Source organism: Streptomyces sp. NPDC019396, assembly GCF_040632375.1.
GTDB lineage: Bacteria > Actinomycetota > Actinomycetes > Streptomycetales > Streptomycetaceae > Streptomyces.
The window spans coordinates 291,131-307,816 of the sequence record NZ_JBEYBS010000004.1 but is presented as its reverse complement, the minus strand read 5'-3'; the positions used below and the strand labels follow the sequence as shown (position 1 = coordinate 307,816).

Here is a 16,686-nt window from a genome sequence, read left to right as displayed (position 1 = left end):
ATCCGTACGGCCTGGGCCGGCCGGCACCACTCGCCCGCGTCCGCACCACTCCGGATCGGGCCGCGCGAGCCCGCTGATTCCGAACCACCCCAAGAAAGGCATGACATGACACCACAGTCCGGCAAGCGCGTCCTCGTGACCGGTGCCAACGGTTTCCAGGGCGGAGCGGTGGCCCGGCTGCTGGCCGCCCAGGGCCACGACGTGCGTGGTCTCGTCCGGGACGAGGCGAAGGCCGCGTCCGCCCTGCCCACCGGGGTCACCCCGGTACGCGGCGACCTGGGCAGCACTGACGAGCTGCGCGCCGCCTTCCAGGGGGTCACGCACGCCGTGGTCGTGATGCCGCTGGAGTACGACCCCGACACGGTGGCGGGCTACGCCGCCAACATCGCCGAGGCGGCCCACGAGGCGGGCGTACAGCGGCTGGTCTACAACACCAACACCCCGGTCCCGGACGAGACGACACCGTACGCCGGGTTCGAGACCCGTCGCCGGGCGGAGGAGCTGCTGCGGGGCGGCCCGGTCCCCGTGGTCGTGGTCAGGCCGCCGGTCTACCTCGAGAACCTCTTCAGCCCGTGGAACGGCCCCGCGATCGTCAACGACGGGGTGCTGGCCTACCCGCTGCCCGCCGAGCAGCGCGTGGCCTGGATGTGCCACGACGACCTCGCACGCGTCGCGGTCCGGGCCCTGGACGACGACGTGCCGGCCGGGCAGGTGCTCCACGTCGGCGGTGCCGACGTGCTCACCGGCCCGGAACTGGCCGCCGTGTTCGGCCAGGCCCTGGGACTCGATATCAGCTACGTCCCGCTGGACGTCGCGCAGTTCGAGCAGGGACTCACCCAGGTGCTGGGCGCGAAGGCCGCGGCAGGCGTGGCGGGGATCTACCACTACGCCGGCTCGGGCCGTGCGGGCGACCTGCTCGCCCCGTCCCCGGACACCGTGGAGAGCGCACTCGGCGTACGGCTCACTCCGGTGATCGAGTGGGTCAAGGCACAGCCCTGGGAGCACTGGGCCCGGCCCACCGGGTGACCCACGGCCGGCTGCCCACGCACGCACGCCCGTGCGCACACGTTCCGGCAGCCGGCCATCAGTCGAGCCACAAACGGGGGAAACAATGCACCACCACAGCGATCCGCTCGATCCCGGGCGGATACCCGCGGCTGTCGCCGTGATCGGCATGGGATGCCGGCTGCCAGGCGCCCACGGCCCGGGACAGTTATGGGACCTACTCGAGTCCGGCCGGGACGCGACCCGTGCAGCGCCCCTGGACCGGTTCCCGCCAGGCACGCTGCCGCCCGCGGGCGGCAGGCGCGGCGGTTTCGTGGACGGCGCCGACGCGTTCGATGCCGGGTTCTTCGGCATCCCGGACCACGAGGCCGCCATGATGGATCCGCAGCAGCGTCTGCTGCTGCTCACGGCGTGGGAGGCCCTGGAGGACGCGGGGAGGGACCCGCGGCGGCTGTCGGGCAGCCGTACCGCGGTGTTCGTCGGGCAGTCCCACGCCGACCACTGGGAGCGGCTGCGCGCCGCCCGGGGCGGAGCGCTCGATCTGGACTGCCTGGTCGGCGGCCAGCAGCGGGCGATGCTCGCCGGCCGGCTCTCCTTCCATCTCGGGCTGCACGGAGCCAGCGTCACCGTGGACTGCGCACAGGCCTCCTCGCTGGCAGCGGTGCATCTGGCCTGCCTCAGCCTTCGCGCGGGCGAGTCCGAACTCGCCCTGGCAGGCGGCGCGAACCTGCTGTTCGACACCGCGGCCACCCGTGTCTTCGACGAGGCCGGAGTACTGTCCGGTGAGGGGCACTGCCGCTTCGGTGACGCCGGCGCGGACGGATTCGTGCGGTCCGACGGCGTCGGTGTCGTCGTGCTCAAGACCCTCGACAGGGCCGTCGCGGACGGCGACCGGATCCGTGCGGTGATCCTGGGCAGCGCCATGAGCCACGACGGCGCCGCCGAGAAGCGCATCACCGACCCTTCCACCACCGGCCAGACACTGGCCATGCGCTGGGCCTACCAGGACGCGGGGACGGTGCCGGGCGACGTCGGATACGTCGAGGCGCACGGCACCGGAACACGTATCGACGCGGTCGAACTCAGCGCCCTCACCGAGGTGCTGGCCGAGGGACGACCGCCCGGACGGCCGTGCCTGGTCGGCTCCGTCAAGAGCAACATCGGGCACTGCGAGGCCGCCGCCGGCGTGGCGGGGCTCATCAAGGCCGTGCTGTGCCTGGAGCACGGGCAGGTGCCGCCCAGCCTGCACCACGACAACCCCTCGCCGCTCGTCGACTGGGACCGGCTGCCCCTGGTGGTCCCGACGTCCCCGCAGCCGCTGCCCGCCGCCCCCGACCGGCCCGCGATCGCGGCCGTCAACGGGCAGGGCATGTCCGGGACGAACGTGCACATGGTCCTCGCCCAGTGGTCCCTCCGCGCCGTCCAGCCCCGCCGGGACGGGCCGGAGAGCTCCCCGGGCGGACCGGTGACGCCTCCGCCCCACCGGTGGCGACTGCGCCCCTATCCCCCGGCGACGGCCGCACCGGACCGGCACCAGGTCTGACCGGGCTCAGCCGGCTTCGCCCCGGGGCGAGACCAGGTCCGGCCCATCTGTCCGTCCATCGGCCCCGGCACGTTCGCATCCTTCGTTCCGCCACGTCCCCTCACCCGCCGCAGCGCGGTGCCACCGCCGTCACCGAGCGGGATCCGGCGCGCCTGTCACAGCAGGGCGCGGCGGCCGACGTCCACGACTGACACCTGTCTGGAGACACACCTTGAACAGCACCAGCACGCTCGGTATCGATCTCGGAAGTTCCCTGCGCACGGCGGCGATCCGGGAGCTGGACCCGCTCGGCGCGGACCGACTCTGCTTCGACCTGCGCAGCCACAACGAGCGCGCCGACGTCCCCGCGCTCGTGTCCGCGCTGCGCGAGCTCGTGCCCGGCCCCGACGCCGTCGCCGCGTACTCCGCGGAGGCCTGCGTGGCGGCGATGCGGGACCTCGGCATGTTCCTGGGGTCGATCAAGCGCCACGGCCCCGAGCCGATCGCCCTGGTACCGGAAGTGGTGCCCGTCCTGCTGGAACTGGGCCGTCGCACCGACATGGTCCCCCGGGACACCGTGCACCACTACACCACCTGGAACCCCACGGGCGGACGCCAGCGCATGTACACCGGGGACATCCAGGAGGCCTACCTCCAGGAGTCCGTGCGGATGGTCTTCCCGCATCTGCGCGAGGGTCTGGAACTGGCCGAGCAGCTCAGCCACGCCGACATCGACGACCCCAAGTTCCCCGTGCTCACGGATGAGCTGACCACCCATATGGAGACCATGGTCTCGTCCATCGACATGGTCGTGGCCAACGTCAGCCCCGAGTTCTTCGCGCGGGGTCTGCGCGCCTACTTCGAGGAGATCACCGTCGACGGGCGCGTGCTGCTCGGACCGGCCGCCGCGCAGGTTCCGCTGTGGCTCATCGACCAGGCGATATGGGCCGCGGACAACAGCGCGCCCGAGTACGAGGAGTTCCTGCGCGACTCGGTGCCCTACAGCCTGCCGCGCTGGCGCGAGCTGTACGACGGCTGGACGGGCGTCCCGTCCGTGGTGACCCGGCTGGTGGACGCCTTCGGCTACGACCCGGACGGCGCCGAGCGCCGTATGCCGGGCCTGCGTCCGTCCGCCGAAGCGCTCGCCAGGCTGCTGCGGGTGATCATCGTCTTCCGCGGCCGCCACCTGGGCATCGCACGCAAGGCCTACGACGCCGACCTGCGCCTGTATCCGGTGGGCAGCGGCGGGGCGAGCGTCGACCTGCTGCGCCAGATCATCGACCTCACCCGTGCCACGTCCCAGCTCACCCAGCGCCCGTCCGCGCCCGCCGCGGCGGGTCGCGCGGAGCGGAGGTCCGCATGAGCACCGTGATCGCGGGCGGCGGCATCGGCGGCCTGACCACGGCACTGAGCCTGCACGCCGCGGGTGTCGGCGGCGTACGCGTCCTGGAGGCGGTGCCGGAGATCAGGCCGCTCGGTGTGGGGCTGAACATCCTGCCCAACGCCGTCCGGGAACTGGCCGAGCTGGATCTCCTGGACGAGTTGCTGGCGGTCTCCCTCCCCACCGGCAGCCTCGGTTTCCACAACCGCCATGGACAGCTCATCTGGCGGGAGCCCCGGGGGATGGCAGCCGGGTACCGCTGGCCGCAGCTGTCCATCCACCGCGGCAGGCTCCAGGCCGTGCTGGCCGACGCGGTGCGCCGCCGGCTGGGTCCTGACGTCATCGTCACCGACGCCCGGGTCGAGGGGTTCACCCCGCGCGAGGACGGCGGGGTCGACGTGCGGGTGCACCACCCGGCCGCCGGCCGGCACAGCGAGGTGGCGGCGGACGCGCTCATCGGGGCGGACGGCATTCACTCGAAGGTCCGCGCGTGTCTGTATCCCGACGAGGGGCCGCCGCCGTGGAACGGGCTGGTGGTGTGGCGCGGCACGACCATGGCCCCGCCCTTCCTGGACGGCAGGTCGATGATCATTGCCGGGGACGACCGGAGGCGTGCCGTCGTCTACCCGATGTCCGCCGCTGACGAGCCGGGTGGCCCGGTGCTGATGAACTGGGCCGTGGCGCGAACGGCCGACGCGGAGACGGTGTTCGAGGAGGCGGACTGGAACCGGGCCGTGGCACCCGAAACGTTCCTGCACCACTTCGCCGACCTGGACTTCGACTGGCTCGACGTGCCCGCTCTGATCCGCACGGCCCGTGAGGCGTACGTGTACCCGATGGTCGACCGCGACCCGCTGCCCCGCTGGACGCACGGACCGGTCACCCTGCTCGGGGACGCCGCCCACGCCATGTATCCGATGGGTTCCAACGGTGCCACCCAGTCGATCGTCGACGCCCGTGTGCTGGCCCGTGAGCTGGCCTGCCGGGAAAGCCCCGCGGCGGCTCTGGCGTCCTACGAGGCCGAGCGCCTTCCGGTGCTGACCGGTATCCAGGCCAGCGCCAGGCGCCGCGGCCCGGAAGTGGTCATCGACCTGGCCCATGAGCGTGCGCCGGGCGGGTTCGGGGACGTGGCCGGGATCTTCGGCGACGGTGAACTGGAGTCCATCTCGGCGGAGTTCGCCCGCCTGGGCGGTTTCGACCCGGAGACGGTCAACACCCGTCCGTCACTGGCCGCCGCGACCGGCGCGGGAGGCGCGCGATGAGGATCGACATCTGGTCCGACGTGTCCTGTCCCTGGTGCTACATCACCAAGCGGACCTTCGACCTGGCGCTGTCGGCGTCCGGACGGGACGACACCCACGTGGTGCTCCACCCCTACCAGATCGACGGCGAACAGCCCGCCGAACCCGTCCCCATGCTCGAGTGGCTGGCGGGAAAGTACGGCTCCGAACGCGCCACGCGGATGAACGACGAGGTCACCGCGGCGGGCCCGCGCCACGGTATCGCCTTCCGCAACGCCACGGGCTTCGCGGTCAACACCCTGGACGCGCACCGACTGCTGTGGTGGACGGAGCGCGCTCGGGGCCGGTCCGTGCAGAGCCGGCTCGAAGAGCTGCTGTTCGCGGCGTACTTCACACAGAGTGCCGATCTGTCCGACCACGACGTACTGCTGACGTGCGCCGAAGGCGCCGGCCTCGACCGCGACCGGGCCGCCCGGCTGCTCGCCTCCGACGAGGCGGTGGCCGAGGTGCGCGCGGAGGTCCGCCGCGCCCGTGAGCAGGGCATCACCGTCGTCCCCCGCTTCGTCTTCGCCGGCAGCCATGTGGTCGAGGGTCCGCAGGAGGACCCCGAGGTCTTCCTGAAGGCCCTGACCACCGGAAGCGCCGCCGCCCCGAACCCTGGAGTACACCAGTGAGCACCCTCACCCGCCGCGGATTCGTCGGGGCCACGGCCCTGGCCGGCGCGGCCGCCGTGACCCACCCCGCCGCCGCGGCAGCGGCCGCCGCCCCGGCACGCGCCGGGGCGGCGGAGGCCGCGACCGCCGTCCGCCCCGGTGGTCCCCAGTACGCCGACCTCGCCAGAGGCGTCAACCAGCGCTGGGTCGGCACCCCGGACCTGATCGCACTGCCGCGCACCACGGAACAGGTCGTGGGCGCTGTCCAGCACGCCCTCGACTCGGGCAAGCGGGTCGCCGTCCGTGGCGGCGGCCACTGCTTCGAGAACTTCGTCGGCAGCGAGGACATCCGCGTGGTGATCGACCTCTCGGCCATGAACGCCATCACCTACGACACCCGGCGCCGGGCCGTCTCGGTGGGAGCGGGCGCCCGCCTAGGCGATGTCAACGAGCAGTTGTTCAAGCGGTGGGGTGTGGCCCTGCCTGGAGGTTCCTGCCCCACGGTCGGAGTGGGCGGCCATGTCAGCGGAGGCGGCTACGGACCGCTGAACCGGACCCTCGGCCTCACCGTGGACCACCTGTACGCGGTGGAGGTGGTCGTCGCCGACTCCTCCGGCACCGCGCACGCCGTGGTGGCGTCGCGGGACGACAAGGGGGCTCTGCGCGAGCTGTGGTGGGCTCACACCGGTGGTGGCGGCGGGACCTTCGGGGTGGTCACACGGTTCTTCTTCCGCAGCTCCGGCGCGGAGGGCGGCTCCCCGGAACGAGCCCTGCCCGCCCCGCCGTCCGAGCTGCTCGTCGGCACGGTCGTATGGCCGTGGCAGGACCTGGACCAGGGCTCCTTCATCCGCCTGCTGAAGAACTACAGCTCCTGGCACGTCGCCCACAACACCCCGGGCGATCCGGAGGCCGATCTCTACAGTCACCTGGCGGTCTTCCACCGCTCCGGCGGGGCAGTGGCGCTCAACGTCCAGCTCTCCGCCCTGGCCGGAGACCCGGAACGACGGCTGGACGCCTTCCTCGCCGCCATGGGCCGCGGTGTAGGCGCCCAGGCGCGGACCACCGAACGCAAGCGGCTGCCCTGGCTGATGGCGACCCAGTGGTCCGGCTTCGCGGACCGTCCCACCGGCAAGCGGATCAAGGGCAAGTCCGCCTACCACCGCACCGCCTTCGACGACGCACAGGCCGCGGCCCTGCACCGCCACCTGACCCGGTCGGACTACGAACACCCCGGCAGCGGGCTGCTGATCGCCCCGTACGGCGGGCAGGTGAACGCCGTCACCCCGGACGCGACGGCTCTGGCCCACCGGGACAGCGCCCTGATGCTGATGTACGTGAGCGAGTGGACCGCCGCGGCCGACGACGACCGTCACACCGGGTTCCTGCGTGAGCTCTACGAGGACGTCTACGCGGCCACCGGAGGCGCCCCGGCCCCCGGCCGCAGTACGGCGGGGGCCTACGTCAACTACGCCGACACCGACCTCAAGGACCCCCGCCGCAACCGCTCGGGGGTCTCCTGGCAGGAGCTGTACTTCGGCTCAAACTACGCCAGGCTGTCCGGAGCGAAGGGGCGTTGGGACCCGCGCGACGTGTTCCGGCACGCCCTGTCGGTGGAACCGGCGAAGCCGCGGCGGAGCCCGCGATGACGGTGCTCGACGGAATCATCGAGGGCGTACGCGAGGACCTCGCCAGGCGACGCGGCGCAGTCCCGGCGGACGAGGTGCGGGCGCGTGCCCTGGCCGCGGGCCCCGCCCCGGACGCGGTGCCGATGCTGCGCTCCGTGTCGGGACTGCGGGTGATCGCCGAGGTCAAGCGGTCCAGCCCGGCACACGGCCCGCTCGCGGGGATCGAGGACCCGGGGGCGCTGGCCGTCTCCTACGCGGCGGGAGGCGCCGCGGCGATCAGTGTGCTGACGGAGGGCCGCCGGTTCGCCGGTTCGCTCAGTGACCTGGAGAGCGTGCGATCGGCGGTGCGACTGCCCGTGCTGCGCAAGGACTTCGTCGTCGACCCCTACCAGGTGTGGGAGGCCAGGGCGCACGGAGCGGACCTGGTGCTGCTGATCGTGGCCGCCCTCGACGGTTCCCGGCTCACCGACCTGCTGGCCGTGGTGCGGGAGGCGGGACTCACCGCGCTGGTCGAGGTGCACGACGAGCCGGAGACGGAGCGGGCCGTCGCCGCCGGGGCGCGTGTGATCGGTGTCAACGCCCGGGATCTGCGCGCGCTGCGGGTCGACTCCGGCGTGTTCGGGCGGCTCGCCCACCGCATTCCCGCCGATGTGGTGCGGATCGCCGAATCGGGCGTGCGGGGCCCGCGGGATGCGGCCCGCTACGCCGCGCTCGGCGCCGACGCGATCCTGGTCGGCACCTCCCTGGTCACCGGCGGCGATCCGGGCGCGGCGGTCGCCGCGCTGGTCGACGCCGGCCGTCGCGCACCGATGCCCGGCGCACCGGACCCCGGCACGGCGGGTACCCCCGCATGAGCTGCCATGCCGGAACCCCGGTGTCCGGAAGCCTCATCAGGCTCCCGGACACCGGGGCGTCGACCCGGATCCCGCCGGATCCGGGTCGACGCCGTTCACCGGTCGGCCCGTTTGCCGGTGATGGCCGCCCAGCGCTCCAGCACACCGGCGGCGGCGCCGGAGTCGACGGCCTCGCGGGCCCGCCGCACCCCGTCCGCGAGGCGCTCGGCCAGCGGTGCCGCCGAAGGCCGCAGTGCGGCGAGGCCGGCCGCGGCCGACAGGAGCACCGCGTCGCGCACCGGTCCGTGTGCTCCGCCGAGAACCTCGCGGACCACCCGGGCATTGTCCCCGCGGTCACCTCCCCGGAGGTCTTCCGGACGCGCCGTGCGCAGACCGAGGTCACCGGGGTGGAAGACCTCTTCCGTCATCCGGCCCTCGTGCACCGTCCACACCCGGGACGTCGTCGTGACCGTGAGCTCGTCCATGCCGTCGTCGCCGCGGAACACCAGGGCGGATGTGCCGCGTCGGGCCAGCACTCCGGCCACCAGCGGAAGAGCGTCCTCGTCGGCCACACCCACGGCCTGTGCCACGGGTGCGGCAGGATTACACAGGGGGCCGAGCAGGTTGAACACGGTGCGCACCCCCAACTCACGCCGCGCAGCGGCGGCATGACGCAGCGCCGGATGGAAGACGGGAGCGAAGCAGAAGGTGATACCGGCCTCCTCGGCGATCTCCGCCACGGCGCCGACCGGCACGTCGAGCGCCACGCCCAGCTCCTCCAGCACGTCCGCGGAGCCGCACTTGGACGATGCCGAACGATTGCCGTGCTTCACCACCCGCGCCCCGGCTCCCGCCGCGACGATCGCCGACATGGTGGAGATGTTGACGCTGTGCGACCCGTCGCCGCCTGTGCCCACGATGTCGAGAGTGGGGCCGGGCACCCGCAGGGGCAGCGCGTTCCGGAGCATCGCCCGGGTGAACCCCTCGACCTCGTCGACGGACTCGCCCTTGGCCCGCAGCGCGATCAGCAGGCCGGACAGTGCCGCGGCACCCACCTCGCCCGCCATGATCCGCTCCATGGCCCATTCCGTGTCCTCGGCCGTCAGGCTCCCGCCGTCCAGCAGCGTCTCCAGCAGAGCGGGCCATTCACGAACCCTCGGCCATGCGGTCACGGGAATTCCCCTCGTCGGCACCGGATGAATGTCGCCGACCAGTGTGTGCCCGCCGCGCCGGTTCCGACAGACCAATTCCCTTCCGGAAAAGCGGTCCAAGACAAGAGGAAACGGGGGAACGAATGGCCCTGCAGTTGGCAGTGAGCATCTCCCGCGATTCAGGGGAATCCCTCACCGCCCAGATACAGAAGTTCATCAGACAGGAAGTCCAGCAGGGAATCCTGCACCCCGGCACCCGGCTGCCGGCCACCCGGCGGCTCGCCGAGGACCTCGGTGTCTCGCGCAGCGTGGTCGTCGAGGCGTACGCACAACTGTCGGCGGAGGGCTACCTGGAGGCGGCACGCGGAGCGGGAACCAGGGTCACCGGCCATCTGTCCCGTGATGCCGTGGTGCCGGCCCTGCTTGACGAGGGCCCGGTGCCCGCCGTGCGCTGGGACCTGCGCCCTGGTGGCCACAACGCCCCCGGCGTACCGCACCGGGAATGGCTGACGGCCTACCAGCGCATCCTCCAGTCCCCGCAGCCCGTCGGCACGTCCTACCCGCCGCTGGCGGGCGAGCCGGAGCTGCGGGTCGAACTCGCCCGCCACCTCGGACGGCTCCGCGGGGTACGCGCGACCCCGAGCACCGTGCTGGTGGTGGCCGGATTCGCCCAGGCGCTGGCCCTGTTGTGCGCCGCGCTGCCCGCGGCGGGCATCACGGAGCTGGCCGTGGAGGATCCGTGCCATCCGGGCCAGCGCCGCTTCGTCCAGGACGGCGGCATGCGGGTGCTACCCGTACCGGTGGACGATGAGGGCATCGACGTCGACGCGCTGGCGGCGACCACGGCGCGCGCCGTACTCGTCACACCGGCCCATCAGTTCCCCACCGGAGCCGTCCTCTCCGCCCGCCGCCGCGAGGCCCTCATCCGCTGGGCACGTGCCGTCGACGGCTGGGTGATCGAGGACGACTACGACGGCGGGCTCTGGTACGACGACCGCTCCCCGCGGCCACTCGCCCTGCAACGGACGGGATCCGACCGTGTGATCTACGCCGGTACGGCCAGCAAGCTGCTCGGCCCCGGCCTGCGGCTGGGCTGGCTCACCGCCCCCGAGGAGATCCTGCACGAGCTGCTGCGGGTCCGCGCCCGGCACGACCTGGGCAGCGAGTCGTTCACCCAGCTCGCCCTGGCGGAACTGCTGCGCAGCGGAGTGTTCGACAGGCATGTGCGCCGGCTCACCCGGAGGTGCAGCGCCCGCAGCGACGCTCTGCGGGAGGCCGTGCGCACCCAGCTGCCCGGTGCGGTGGTGCTCGGGCCCGCCGCGGGCCTGCACGCCTGTGTGCGCCTCCCGCCGCACACGGACGAGGCGGCTCTGGTGGCCGGGGCCCTGCGCCGCCGGATCCTGGTACGCGGCGGCGCGGCGTTCGCCGCCGCGCCGCGCGGTGCCGCTCCCGCACTGGTCGTCGGGCACGCCCATCTGCCGCTGTCCGGGGTGGCCGAGGCCTTCCGGGAGCTGGGCCGTGTGTTCAGCGGGCAGTGACGGGCGCCGCCGCCGTCCCGAGGAAGTTCTCGAGGATGCGCAGCCCGCCCGTGGTCATGATGCTCTCCGGATGGAACTGCACCCCGGCCACCGGCAGCGACCGGTGGCCGAGTCCCATCACATAGCCGTGGTCGACGCAGATCGCCGTGGTCACCAGCGGCTCCGGCAAGGGCTCGGCCACGACGAGCGAGTGGTACCGGGTCGCCTCCAGCGTGTTGCCGAGGCCGTCGAACAGCCCGGCGCCGTCGTGGCGTACGACGCTGGTCCGGCCGTGCATGATCTGCTGTGCCACCTCGATCCGCCCGCCGTACGCCAGGGCGATCGCCTGGTGCCCCAGGCAGACACCGAGCACGGGAACCATGCCCGCGAACCGGTGCACGAGCTCGACGTGGCCCGAGTCCGCCGGGTGGCCGGGGCCGGGCCCGAGGACCACCGCGTCAGGGGCGAGGGCGGCCAGTTCGTCCGGTGTCCTCGTCCGCGACCGCACCACCTCCGTCTCGGCGCCCAACGTGCGCAGATACTGGTCGATGATGTGCACGAAACTGTCGTACGCGTCGATCAGCAGCACCTTCACGGCAGCAGCTCCCATCCGGTGAGCGCCCAGTAGGCGGCCCCCATCTTCGCCAGCGTCTCCCGCCACTCCGCCGCGGGTTCGGACTCCGCCACCAACCCGGCAGAGCTCTGTGTGGAGTACATGTCGCCGTCGTACTCGATGGTGCGGATGCACAGCGCCAGTTCGCTCCAGCCGCGTACGTCCAGCAGGCCGACGGCGCCCGCGTACGCTCCCCTTGGCTCGCGTTCCAGCTCGTCGATGATCTCCATGGCGCGGATCTTCGGCGCACCGGTCATGGTGCCCGCGGGGAAGGTCGCCCGCACCGCGTCCCACGCGGTGACCCCGTCCGCCAGCCGGCCCTTGACCGTGGACACCAGATGGAACACGTGGGAGTAGGCCTCCACGTCCATCAGCCGGTCCACCGGCAGGGTCCCGGCCCGGCAGACCCGGCCGATGTCGTTGCGGCAAAGGTCGACGAGCATGATGTGCTCGGCACGTTCCTTGGTGCTCTCGCTCATCTCCTTGACGCGCTGCTGGTTCTCCTCGTGGTCCGCGCCACGCGGGGTGGTGCCCGCGATGGGGCGCATGGTGATCTCGTCGCCCTCGACTCGGAAGAAGAGCTCGGGGCTCGCACCGACGAGCAGGGTGCCGCCACGCGGCACGAGGTACATGTACGGGGAGGGGTTGCGGGACCGGAGCCGGCGGTACACGGCCGGGGGTTCCAACTCGGTCCGGACGTCGATGCGATGACCGACCTGGATCTGGTAGATGTCCCCGACCCCGATGTGCTCCAGACAGCGGTCCGCCCAGCGGAGGAACGTCTCCCGGTCCAGGCTGTCCCGTACCCACAGCGGCCTCGGTGCCTCAGGGACGGGCGGCGCACCCTCCCGCAGGGCGGCGCGCTCCGCCAGCCGCCGCAGGCCCGGTTCCGGCCGCTCGGGGAACTCGGCGCATTCCGCGCGCAGTTCGCTGACCGTGCCGCCGGTGCGGTCGTACCACACCGTGTGCCGGAAGAGAGTCAGCGTGATGTCCGGTCCCCGCGACGGCTTGGTCCGCTCGCCGAGGTCCTCCATGTGCCAGGTCGACTCGTAGGCCAGGCTGGTCAGGAAGCCGAAGGAATAGCCGAGAGGGGACAGGTCCGTCTCCACCGCGAACAGACCGCTGCGGGCCGCTTCGAGGAACGCCCACAGCCGCTCCGGCTCCTCTGCGGTCAGCTCGGCGCGCGGTCTGCCGTCCCACCCCGGCGCGATGGCCTGGCCCGGCTCGGCGGCCCCGACCATCCCGAGCTCGCCGGCCTGCTCCACCAAGGCGTGGACCAGCGCTGGTTCGCCCTCCACGTGAACGGTCACCGCCCGGCCGGATCCGCTCAGGACCTGGATGTCCAGCAGGCGCCCGCAGCCCACGACCGCCCGGTCGGGGTCCCGCCCGCCGCCCGAGGCGTTCTCGAGGAGGAAGACATCGTCGACCGGACGGGTGCGGCGGAGCTCCTCGTAGAGATCGAGCGGGTCGTGCGTGGGCAGCCCGGACGCCGTGACGCAAACACGGATCGGTGCGCTGCGCGCCATTGTGTGCTTCCCCTCGGTTTTCGGGCCGTTCACCATCACCGCCACCCCGCCGATTTCCGTCCGGTTGGTCCGGCACGGGCGGGGAGGTACCGGCCAACAGCGAACCAGAGGGGATACAGGGCCAGCCAGACCAATTTCGGAGCAGACACACGGTCCAATTCCAAAATCACTTGACGGGAAAAGGGGCCAGGAATTGAAGTGAATCGCGTCGGCTGAGGGAGGACGTGTGGAACGCTCGTCAGGGAACCGGAACACCACCGAGGGAGCCGGCCCGCCGCCGGAACCCGCACTCGGTGCACAACCCGGCCAGACGGGCGGGAAGTCGGCGGCCGATCAGCAGCCCGTCTGGCCGGATCCGGTGCGGTTGCGCGGCGTCACCGAGCAACTCGCCCAGGCCGCACCGCTCGTGTTCGGCGCGGAGTGCGACGCGCTGCGCTCCCGGCTGGCAGCCGTCGCCAGAGGAGAGGCGCTGCTCCTTCAGGGCGGCGACTGCGCGGAGACCTTCGCCGGCGCCACCCGGGAGTCCGTCGAAGGAAAACTGCGCACGATGCTCCAGATGGCGGTGGTCCTGATGCACGGGGCCTCCATGCCCGTCGTCAAGGTGGGCCGCATGGCAGGCCAGTTCGCCAAGCCGCGCTCCCGGTCCTTCGAGCGGCGTGGGGACACGACGCTGCCGGTGTACCGGGGGGACGCGGTGAACGGCCCGGGATTCACCGCGCGGGAGCGCACCCCCGACCCTTCGCGCATGCTGCGCATGTACGAGGCGTCGGCGACCACCCTGAACCTGGTGCGCGCGCTGACCTCGGGTGGCTTCGCCGACCTGGCGCAAGTGCACGAGTGGAACAGGGCGTTCGTCGCCGCCTCACCGAGCGGGCAGCGGTACGAGCGGCTGGCCGGCGAGATCGAGCGGGCGCTGGCGTTCCTGCGCGCGTGCGGGGGCGACGGCAGCGGGCTGGCCACCGCCGACTTCCACGTCAGTCACGAGGGCCTGGTGCTCGACTACGAGCGGGCGCTCACCCGCACGGATCCCGTGACCGGGAGGAGGTACGCCACCAGCGGCCATCTGCTGTGGATCGGGGAGCGCACACGCCGGCCGGACGGACCTCATGTCGAGTACTTCGCCGGGATCAGCAATCCCATCGCGGTCAAGCTGGGACCGGGCGCGACGGCCGACACGGTGCTGCGGTACGTGGACCTCCTGGACCCCGAACGCGAGCCCGGCCGCCTCACGTTCGTGGTGCGGATGGGGGCGGAGCGGGTGCGCGACCTGCTGCCGCTGCTCGTGGAGAAGACCGCCTCCGAGGAAGCCCCCGTCTGCTGGGTGTCCGACCCCATGCACGGCAACACCTTCGTGAGCGCGAGCGGTCACAAGACCCGGCACTTCGATGCGATCGCCGACGAGCTGAAGGGCTTCGTGGACGTGCACCGCGCTTTGGGCACCCACCCCGGGGGCGTCCATCTCGAACTCACCGGCGACGACGTGACCGAGTGCCTGGGCGGGAGCAGCGCCGTCGACCAGGCGATGCTGCCTCGTCGGTACGAATCGGCCTGCGACCCCCGTCTCAACCACTCCCAGGCCCTCGACCTGGCCTTCCAGCTCGCCGAGTGGTTCCGGGACGGCTGAGCGGCGGCGCCTCGTCCGTCCCCCCGGCCTCCTGTGGCCCCTCAGCCGCCCGGGCCCGGGCCACTGGGGCCACCTGGGCCGGGGCGCGGACGGCTTGGGCCGCTCACGACGCGCACGTCAGCTTCATCTGCGCCGCCGCATGATGCGCACCCACCTTGGCCGCGCTGCCCCAGTCCCGGCCCCGGTCGAGGAGTTGCACGGCGAAGTCGGTGCCGCCCTTCACCTCGTAGCTGCCGACGGGCACCAGGCTGCCCCGGTGGACGGTCTGGCGTACGCCGAAGCCGGTGTAGCCGGAGCCGGTGTCACCGGGGTCGGCGAGCACGCGGTAGAACGTCGGGTCGCCGGCCACATCCGTGGCACGGGTGGTGCGGGGCACGTACACCGCCAGCGAGCAGCGCTCGTACTCCTGGTCGAGCTTCCAGCTCCACACCGCCGACGCGTTCTTGTCCTGGGTCGCGCTGCCGGACATGGGTACGGCCGAGAAGCTCCCGTCGCAGGAGTCGTCGCTCCGGCCTCCGGACTTCACGGTGTACCAGGCGGCTGTGCCGTTCTCGAAGCGGCCGGTCTCGCGGTAGCCGCCGGTGGTGCAGCCGGGTCCCGCCCATCGTTCGAAGCCCTCGCCGGCCGGGTCGGGGAGCGCCGTGGGACCGATGCGGGTCGGGACGCCACGGCCCACGATGTCGTCCTCACCGGCCTGGGATCCCCCGGCACCGCCCCCTTCGTCGTCGGAACCCGTGAACAGTGCCGCTGCCGCCGCGACGAAGCAGCCGACGACCACCACGATCCCCGCCGCGAGCAGGCCCTTGCGGAAACGTTTCACCACCGGCGGCACCGCGAATCCGCACTCAGGACACGTCGTACCGGGCAGCGCGTCGAACCGTTCGCTGCCACATCTTTCGCAGGCCATAGCAGCTCACTATGCATGAACCGGATGCGCCGCGACGGACAAATCACCACACCTGGAATCACCCCGTACTCGGAGAAAACGCGTGGTCACAGGCAGTAGAGAATTGATCTTGCCTCGGAGGTTTGACCTTGCCCCTGGGGCAGGGCCCACCGTCCTCGTACCGGGCGGACACCAAGGGCACCGCAGAACAACCAACCCGAGGACCCCGCCGCCCGGTGACGGAGGATGGGACCGTGCACGATGACGACCCGCTGCTGACGATCGGAGCCTTCGCGCTCCGCGCCCGGCTGTCACCCAAGGCGCTGCGTCTCTACGACAGGCTCGGGCTGCTCGCCCCGGCCCGGGTCGACGAGGCCACCGGCTACCGCTGGTACCGCGCCGACCAGGTGGAGCGTGCCCGGCTTGTCGCGCTGCTGCGGCAGATCGACATGCCGCTCGCGCGGATCGCCGACGTGGTCGGGCTGCCCGGGGCCGACGCCGCTCAGGCGGTGGCCGCGTACTGGGCGGAAGTCGACGAGCGCCGGGCCCGGCAGGCCGCCCTCGTGGCCCACCTCCGTGACCGACTGTCGGGCAGGAGGCCCACGATGTTCGAGATCAGGACGTGCGACGTACCGGAGCAGACCGTACTCGCCGAGCGCAGACACCTTCTCGCGGACGAGCTCCCGCGCTGGATCCCGTCGGCCCTGGACCGGCTGACCGGAGCGGCAACGGAGTGCGGAGGCATCGCGGGGACCCCGTTCGTGGCGTACCACGCCGAGGTGACCCCGGACAGCGACGGCCCGGCGGAGGCCTGCGTCCCCGTCACCGACGCGCGGGCGGCGGAGGAGTGGGCGGCGGCGAACGGTCGCGGCAGCGGCGCCGTGGTGCGGGTGGAGCCCGCGCAGCGGCTCGTCTACACCCGGATCACCAAGGCGCAGGTGGCGCACCCGCAGATCCTGTCCGCGTTCGACGCCGTCGAGGACCACATCGCCCGCGAGGGACTGACCATCGCCGGGCCGTGCCGCGAGGTGTACTTCGCCGAGGACTGGGACGCGGCGTCGGCCACGGACGAGGTGTGCGACATCGCCTTCCCCGTCGGCCGGAAGTGA

14 protein-coding genes are annotated in these 16,686 nt (G+C 72.4%); 10 read left to right on the top strand and 4 right to left on the bottom strand.

Annotation, left to right across the window (positions count from 1 at the left end; all coding sequences use genetic code 11):
• The first annotated feature begins 105 nt into the window (after positions 1-105).
• The 7 genes from ABZ532_RS06855 to trpC all read left to right on the top strand — a co-directional run bounded on the left by ABZ532_RS06855 (position 106) and on the right by trpC (position 8,281).
• Positions 106-1,026: an NmrA family NAD(P)-binding protein gene (locus ABZ532_RS06855; protein WP_361280063.1), complete on the top strand. Its 921-nt coding sequence runs from the start codon at positions 106-108 to the stop codon at positions 1,024-1,026.
• 85 nt (positions 1,027-1,111) lie between these two features.
• Positions 1,112-2,548, top strand: a complete 1,437-nt coding sequence (locus tag ABZ532_RS06850; protein ID WP_361280062.1) for a polyketide synthase — start codon at positions 1,112-1,114, stop codon at positions 2,546-2,548.
• Positions 2,549-2,759: 211 nt separating this feature from the next.
• Complete coding sequence (locus ABZ532_RS06845) at positions 2,760-3,890, top strand: monodechloroaminopyrrolnitrin synthase PrnB family protein (protein ID WP_361280061.1); 1,131 nt, start codon at positions 2,760-2,762, stop codon at positions 3,888-3,890.
• Positions 3,887-5,170: a flavin-dependent oxidoreductase gene (locus tag ABZ532_RS06840; protein ID WP_361280060.1), complete on the top strand. Its 1,284-nt coding sequence runs from the start codon at positions 3,887-3,889 to the stop codon at positions 5,168-5,170. Before ABZ532_RS06845 ends, ABZ532_RS06840 begins: the two co-directional genes overlap by 4 nt.
• Positions 5,167-5,823 carry a DsbA family oxidoreductase gene (locus ABZ532_RS06835; RefSeq protein ID WP_361280059.1) on the top strand — a complete coding sequence of 219 codons (657 nt, stop codon included), beginning with the start codon at positions 5,167-5,169 and terminating at the stop codon, positions 5,821-5,823. Before ABZ532_RS06840 ends, ABZ532_RS06835 begins: the two co-directional genes overlap by 4 nt.
• Positions 5,820-7,448, top strand: a complete 1,629-nt coding sequence (locus tag ABZ532_RS06830; protein WP_361280058.1) for an FAD-dependent oxidoreductase — start codon at positions 5,820-5,822, stop codon at positions 7,446-7,448. The genes ABZ532_RS06835 and ABZ532_RS06830 overlap by 4 nt, the downstream gene beginning before the upstream one ends.
• Complete coding sequence (gene trpC / locus ABZ532_RS06825; RefSeq protein ID WP_361280057.1) at positions 7,445-8,281, top strand: indole-3-glycerol phosphate synthase TrpC; 837 nt, start codon at positions 7,445-7,447, stop codon at positions 8,279-8,281. Before ABZ532_RS06830 ends, trpC begins: the two co-directional genes overlap by 4 nt.
• Positions 8,282-8,376: 95 nt before the next feature.
• Here trpC and trpD read toward each other — a convergent pair whose 3' ends face one another.
• Positions 8,377-9,432, bottom strand: a complete 1,056-nt coding sequence (gene trpD / locus ABZ532_RS06820) for an anthranilate phosphoribosyltransferase (protein WP_361280056.1) — start codon at positions 9,430-9,432, stop codon at positions 8,377-8,379.
• Between the two features lie 122 nt (positions 9,433-9,554).
• Here trpD and ABZ532_RS06815 point away from each other — a divergent pair, with 122 nt between their 5' ends.
• Complete coding sequence (locus ABZ532_RS06815; RefSeq protein ID WP_361280055.1) at positions 9,555-10,949, top strand: PLP-dependent aminotransferase family protein; 1,395 nt, start codon at positions 9,555-9,557, stop codon at positions 10,947-10,949.
• Here the strand turns inward: ABZ532_RS06815 and ABZ532_RS06810 are convergent.
• Both ABZ532_RS06810 and ABZ532_RS06805 read right to left on the bottom strand, forming a co-directional pair.
• The gene (locus ABZ532_RS06810) at positions 10,936-11,523 is read right to left on the bottom strand and encodes an aminodeoxychorismate/anthranilate synthase component II (RefSeq protein WP_361280129.1); all 588 of its coding nucleotides are present in this window, start codon (positions 11,521-11,523) and stop codon (positions 10,936-10,938) included. The two genes, ABZ532_RS06815 and ABZ532_RS06810, sit on opposite strands and share 14 nt — an antisense overlap.
• Complete coding sequence (locus ABZ532_RS06805; protein ID WP_361280054.1) at positions 11,520-13,067, bottom strand: anthranilate synthase component I family protein; 1,548 nt, start codon at positions 13,065-13,067, stop codon at positions 11,520-11,522. Before ABZ532_RS06805 ends, ABZ532_RS06810 begins: the two co-directional genes overlap by 4 nt.
• A gap of 226 nt (positions 13,068-13,293) precedes the next feature.
• Here ABZ532_RS06805 and ABZ532_RS06800 point away from each other — a divergent pair, with 226 nt between their 5' ends.
• Positions 13,294-14,691, top strand: a complete 1,398-nt coding sequence (locus tag ABZ532_RS06800) for a class II 3-deoxy-7-phosphoheptulonate synthase (RefSeq protein ID WP_361280052.1) — start codon at positions 13,294-13,296, stop codon at positions 14,689-14,691.
• Positions 14,692-14,794: 103 nt separating this feature from the next.
• Here the strand turns inward: ABZ532_RS06800 and ABZ532_RS06795 are convergent, their stop codons facing one another.
• Entirely contained in the window at positions 14,795-15,598 is an 804-nt protein-coding gene (locus ABZ532_RS06795) for an adhesin (protein ID WP_361280051.1), read from the bottom strand.
• A gap of 233 nt (positions 15,599-15,831) precedes the next feature.
• Here ABZ532_RS06795 and ABZ532_RS06790 point away from each other — a divergent pair, with 233 nt between their 5' ends.
• Complete coding sequence (locus ABZ532_RS06790; RefSeq protein WP_361280050.1) at positions 15,832-16,686, top strand: MerR family transcriptional regulator; 855 nt, start codon at positions 15,832-15,834, stop codon at positions 16,684-16,686.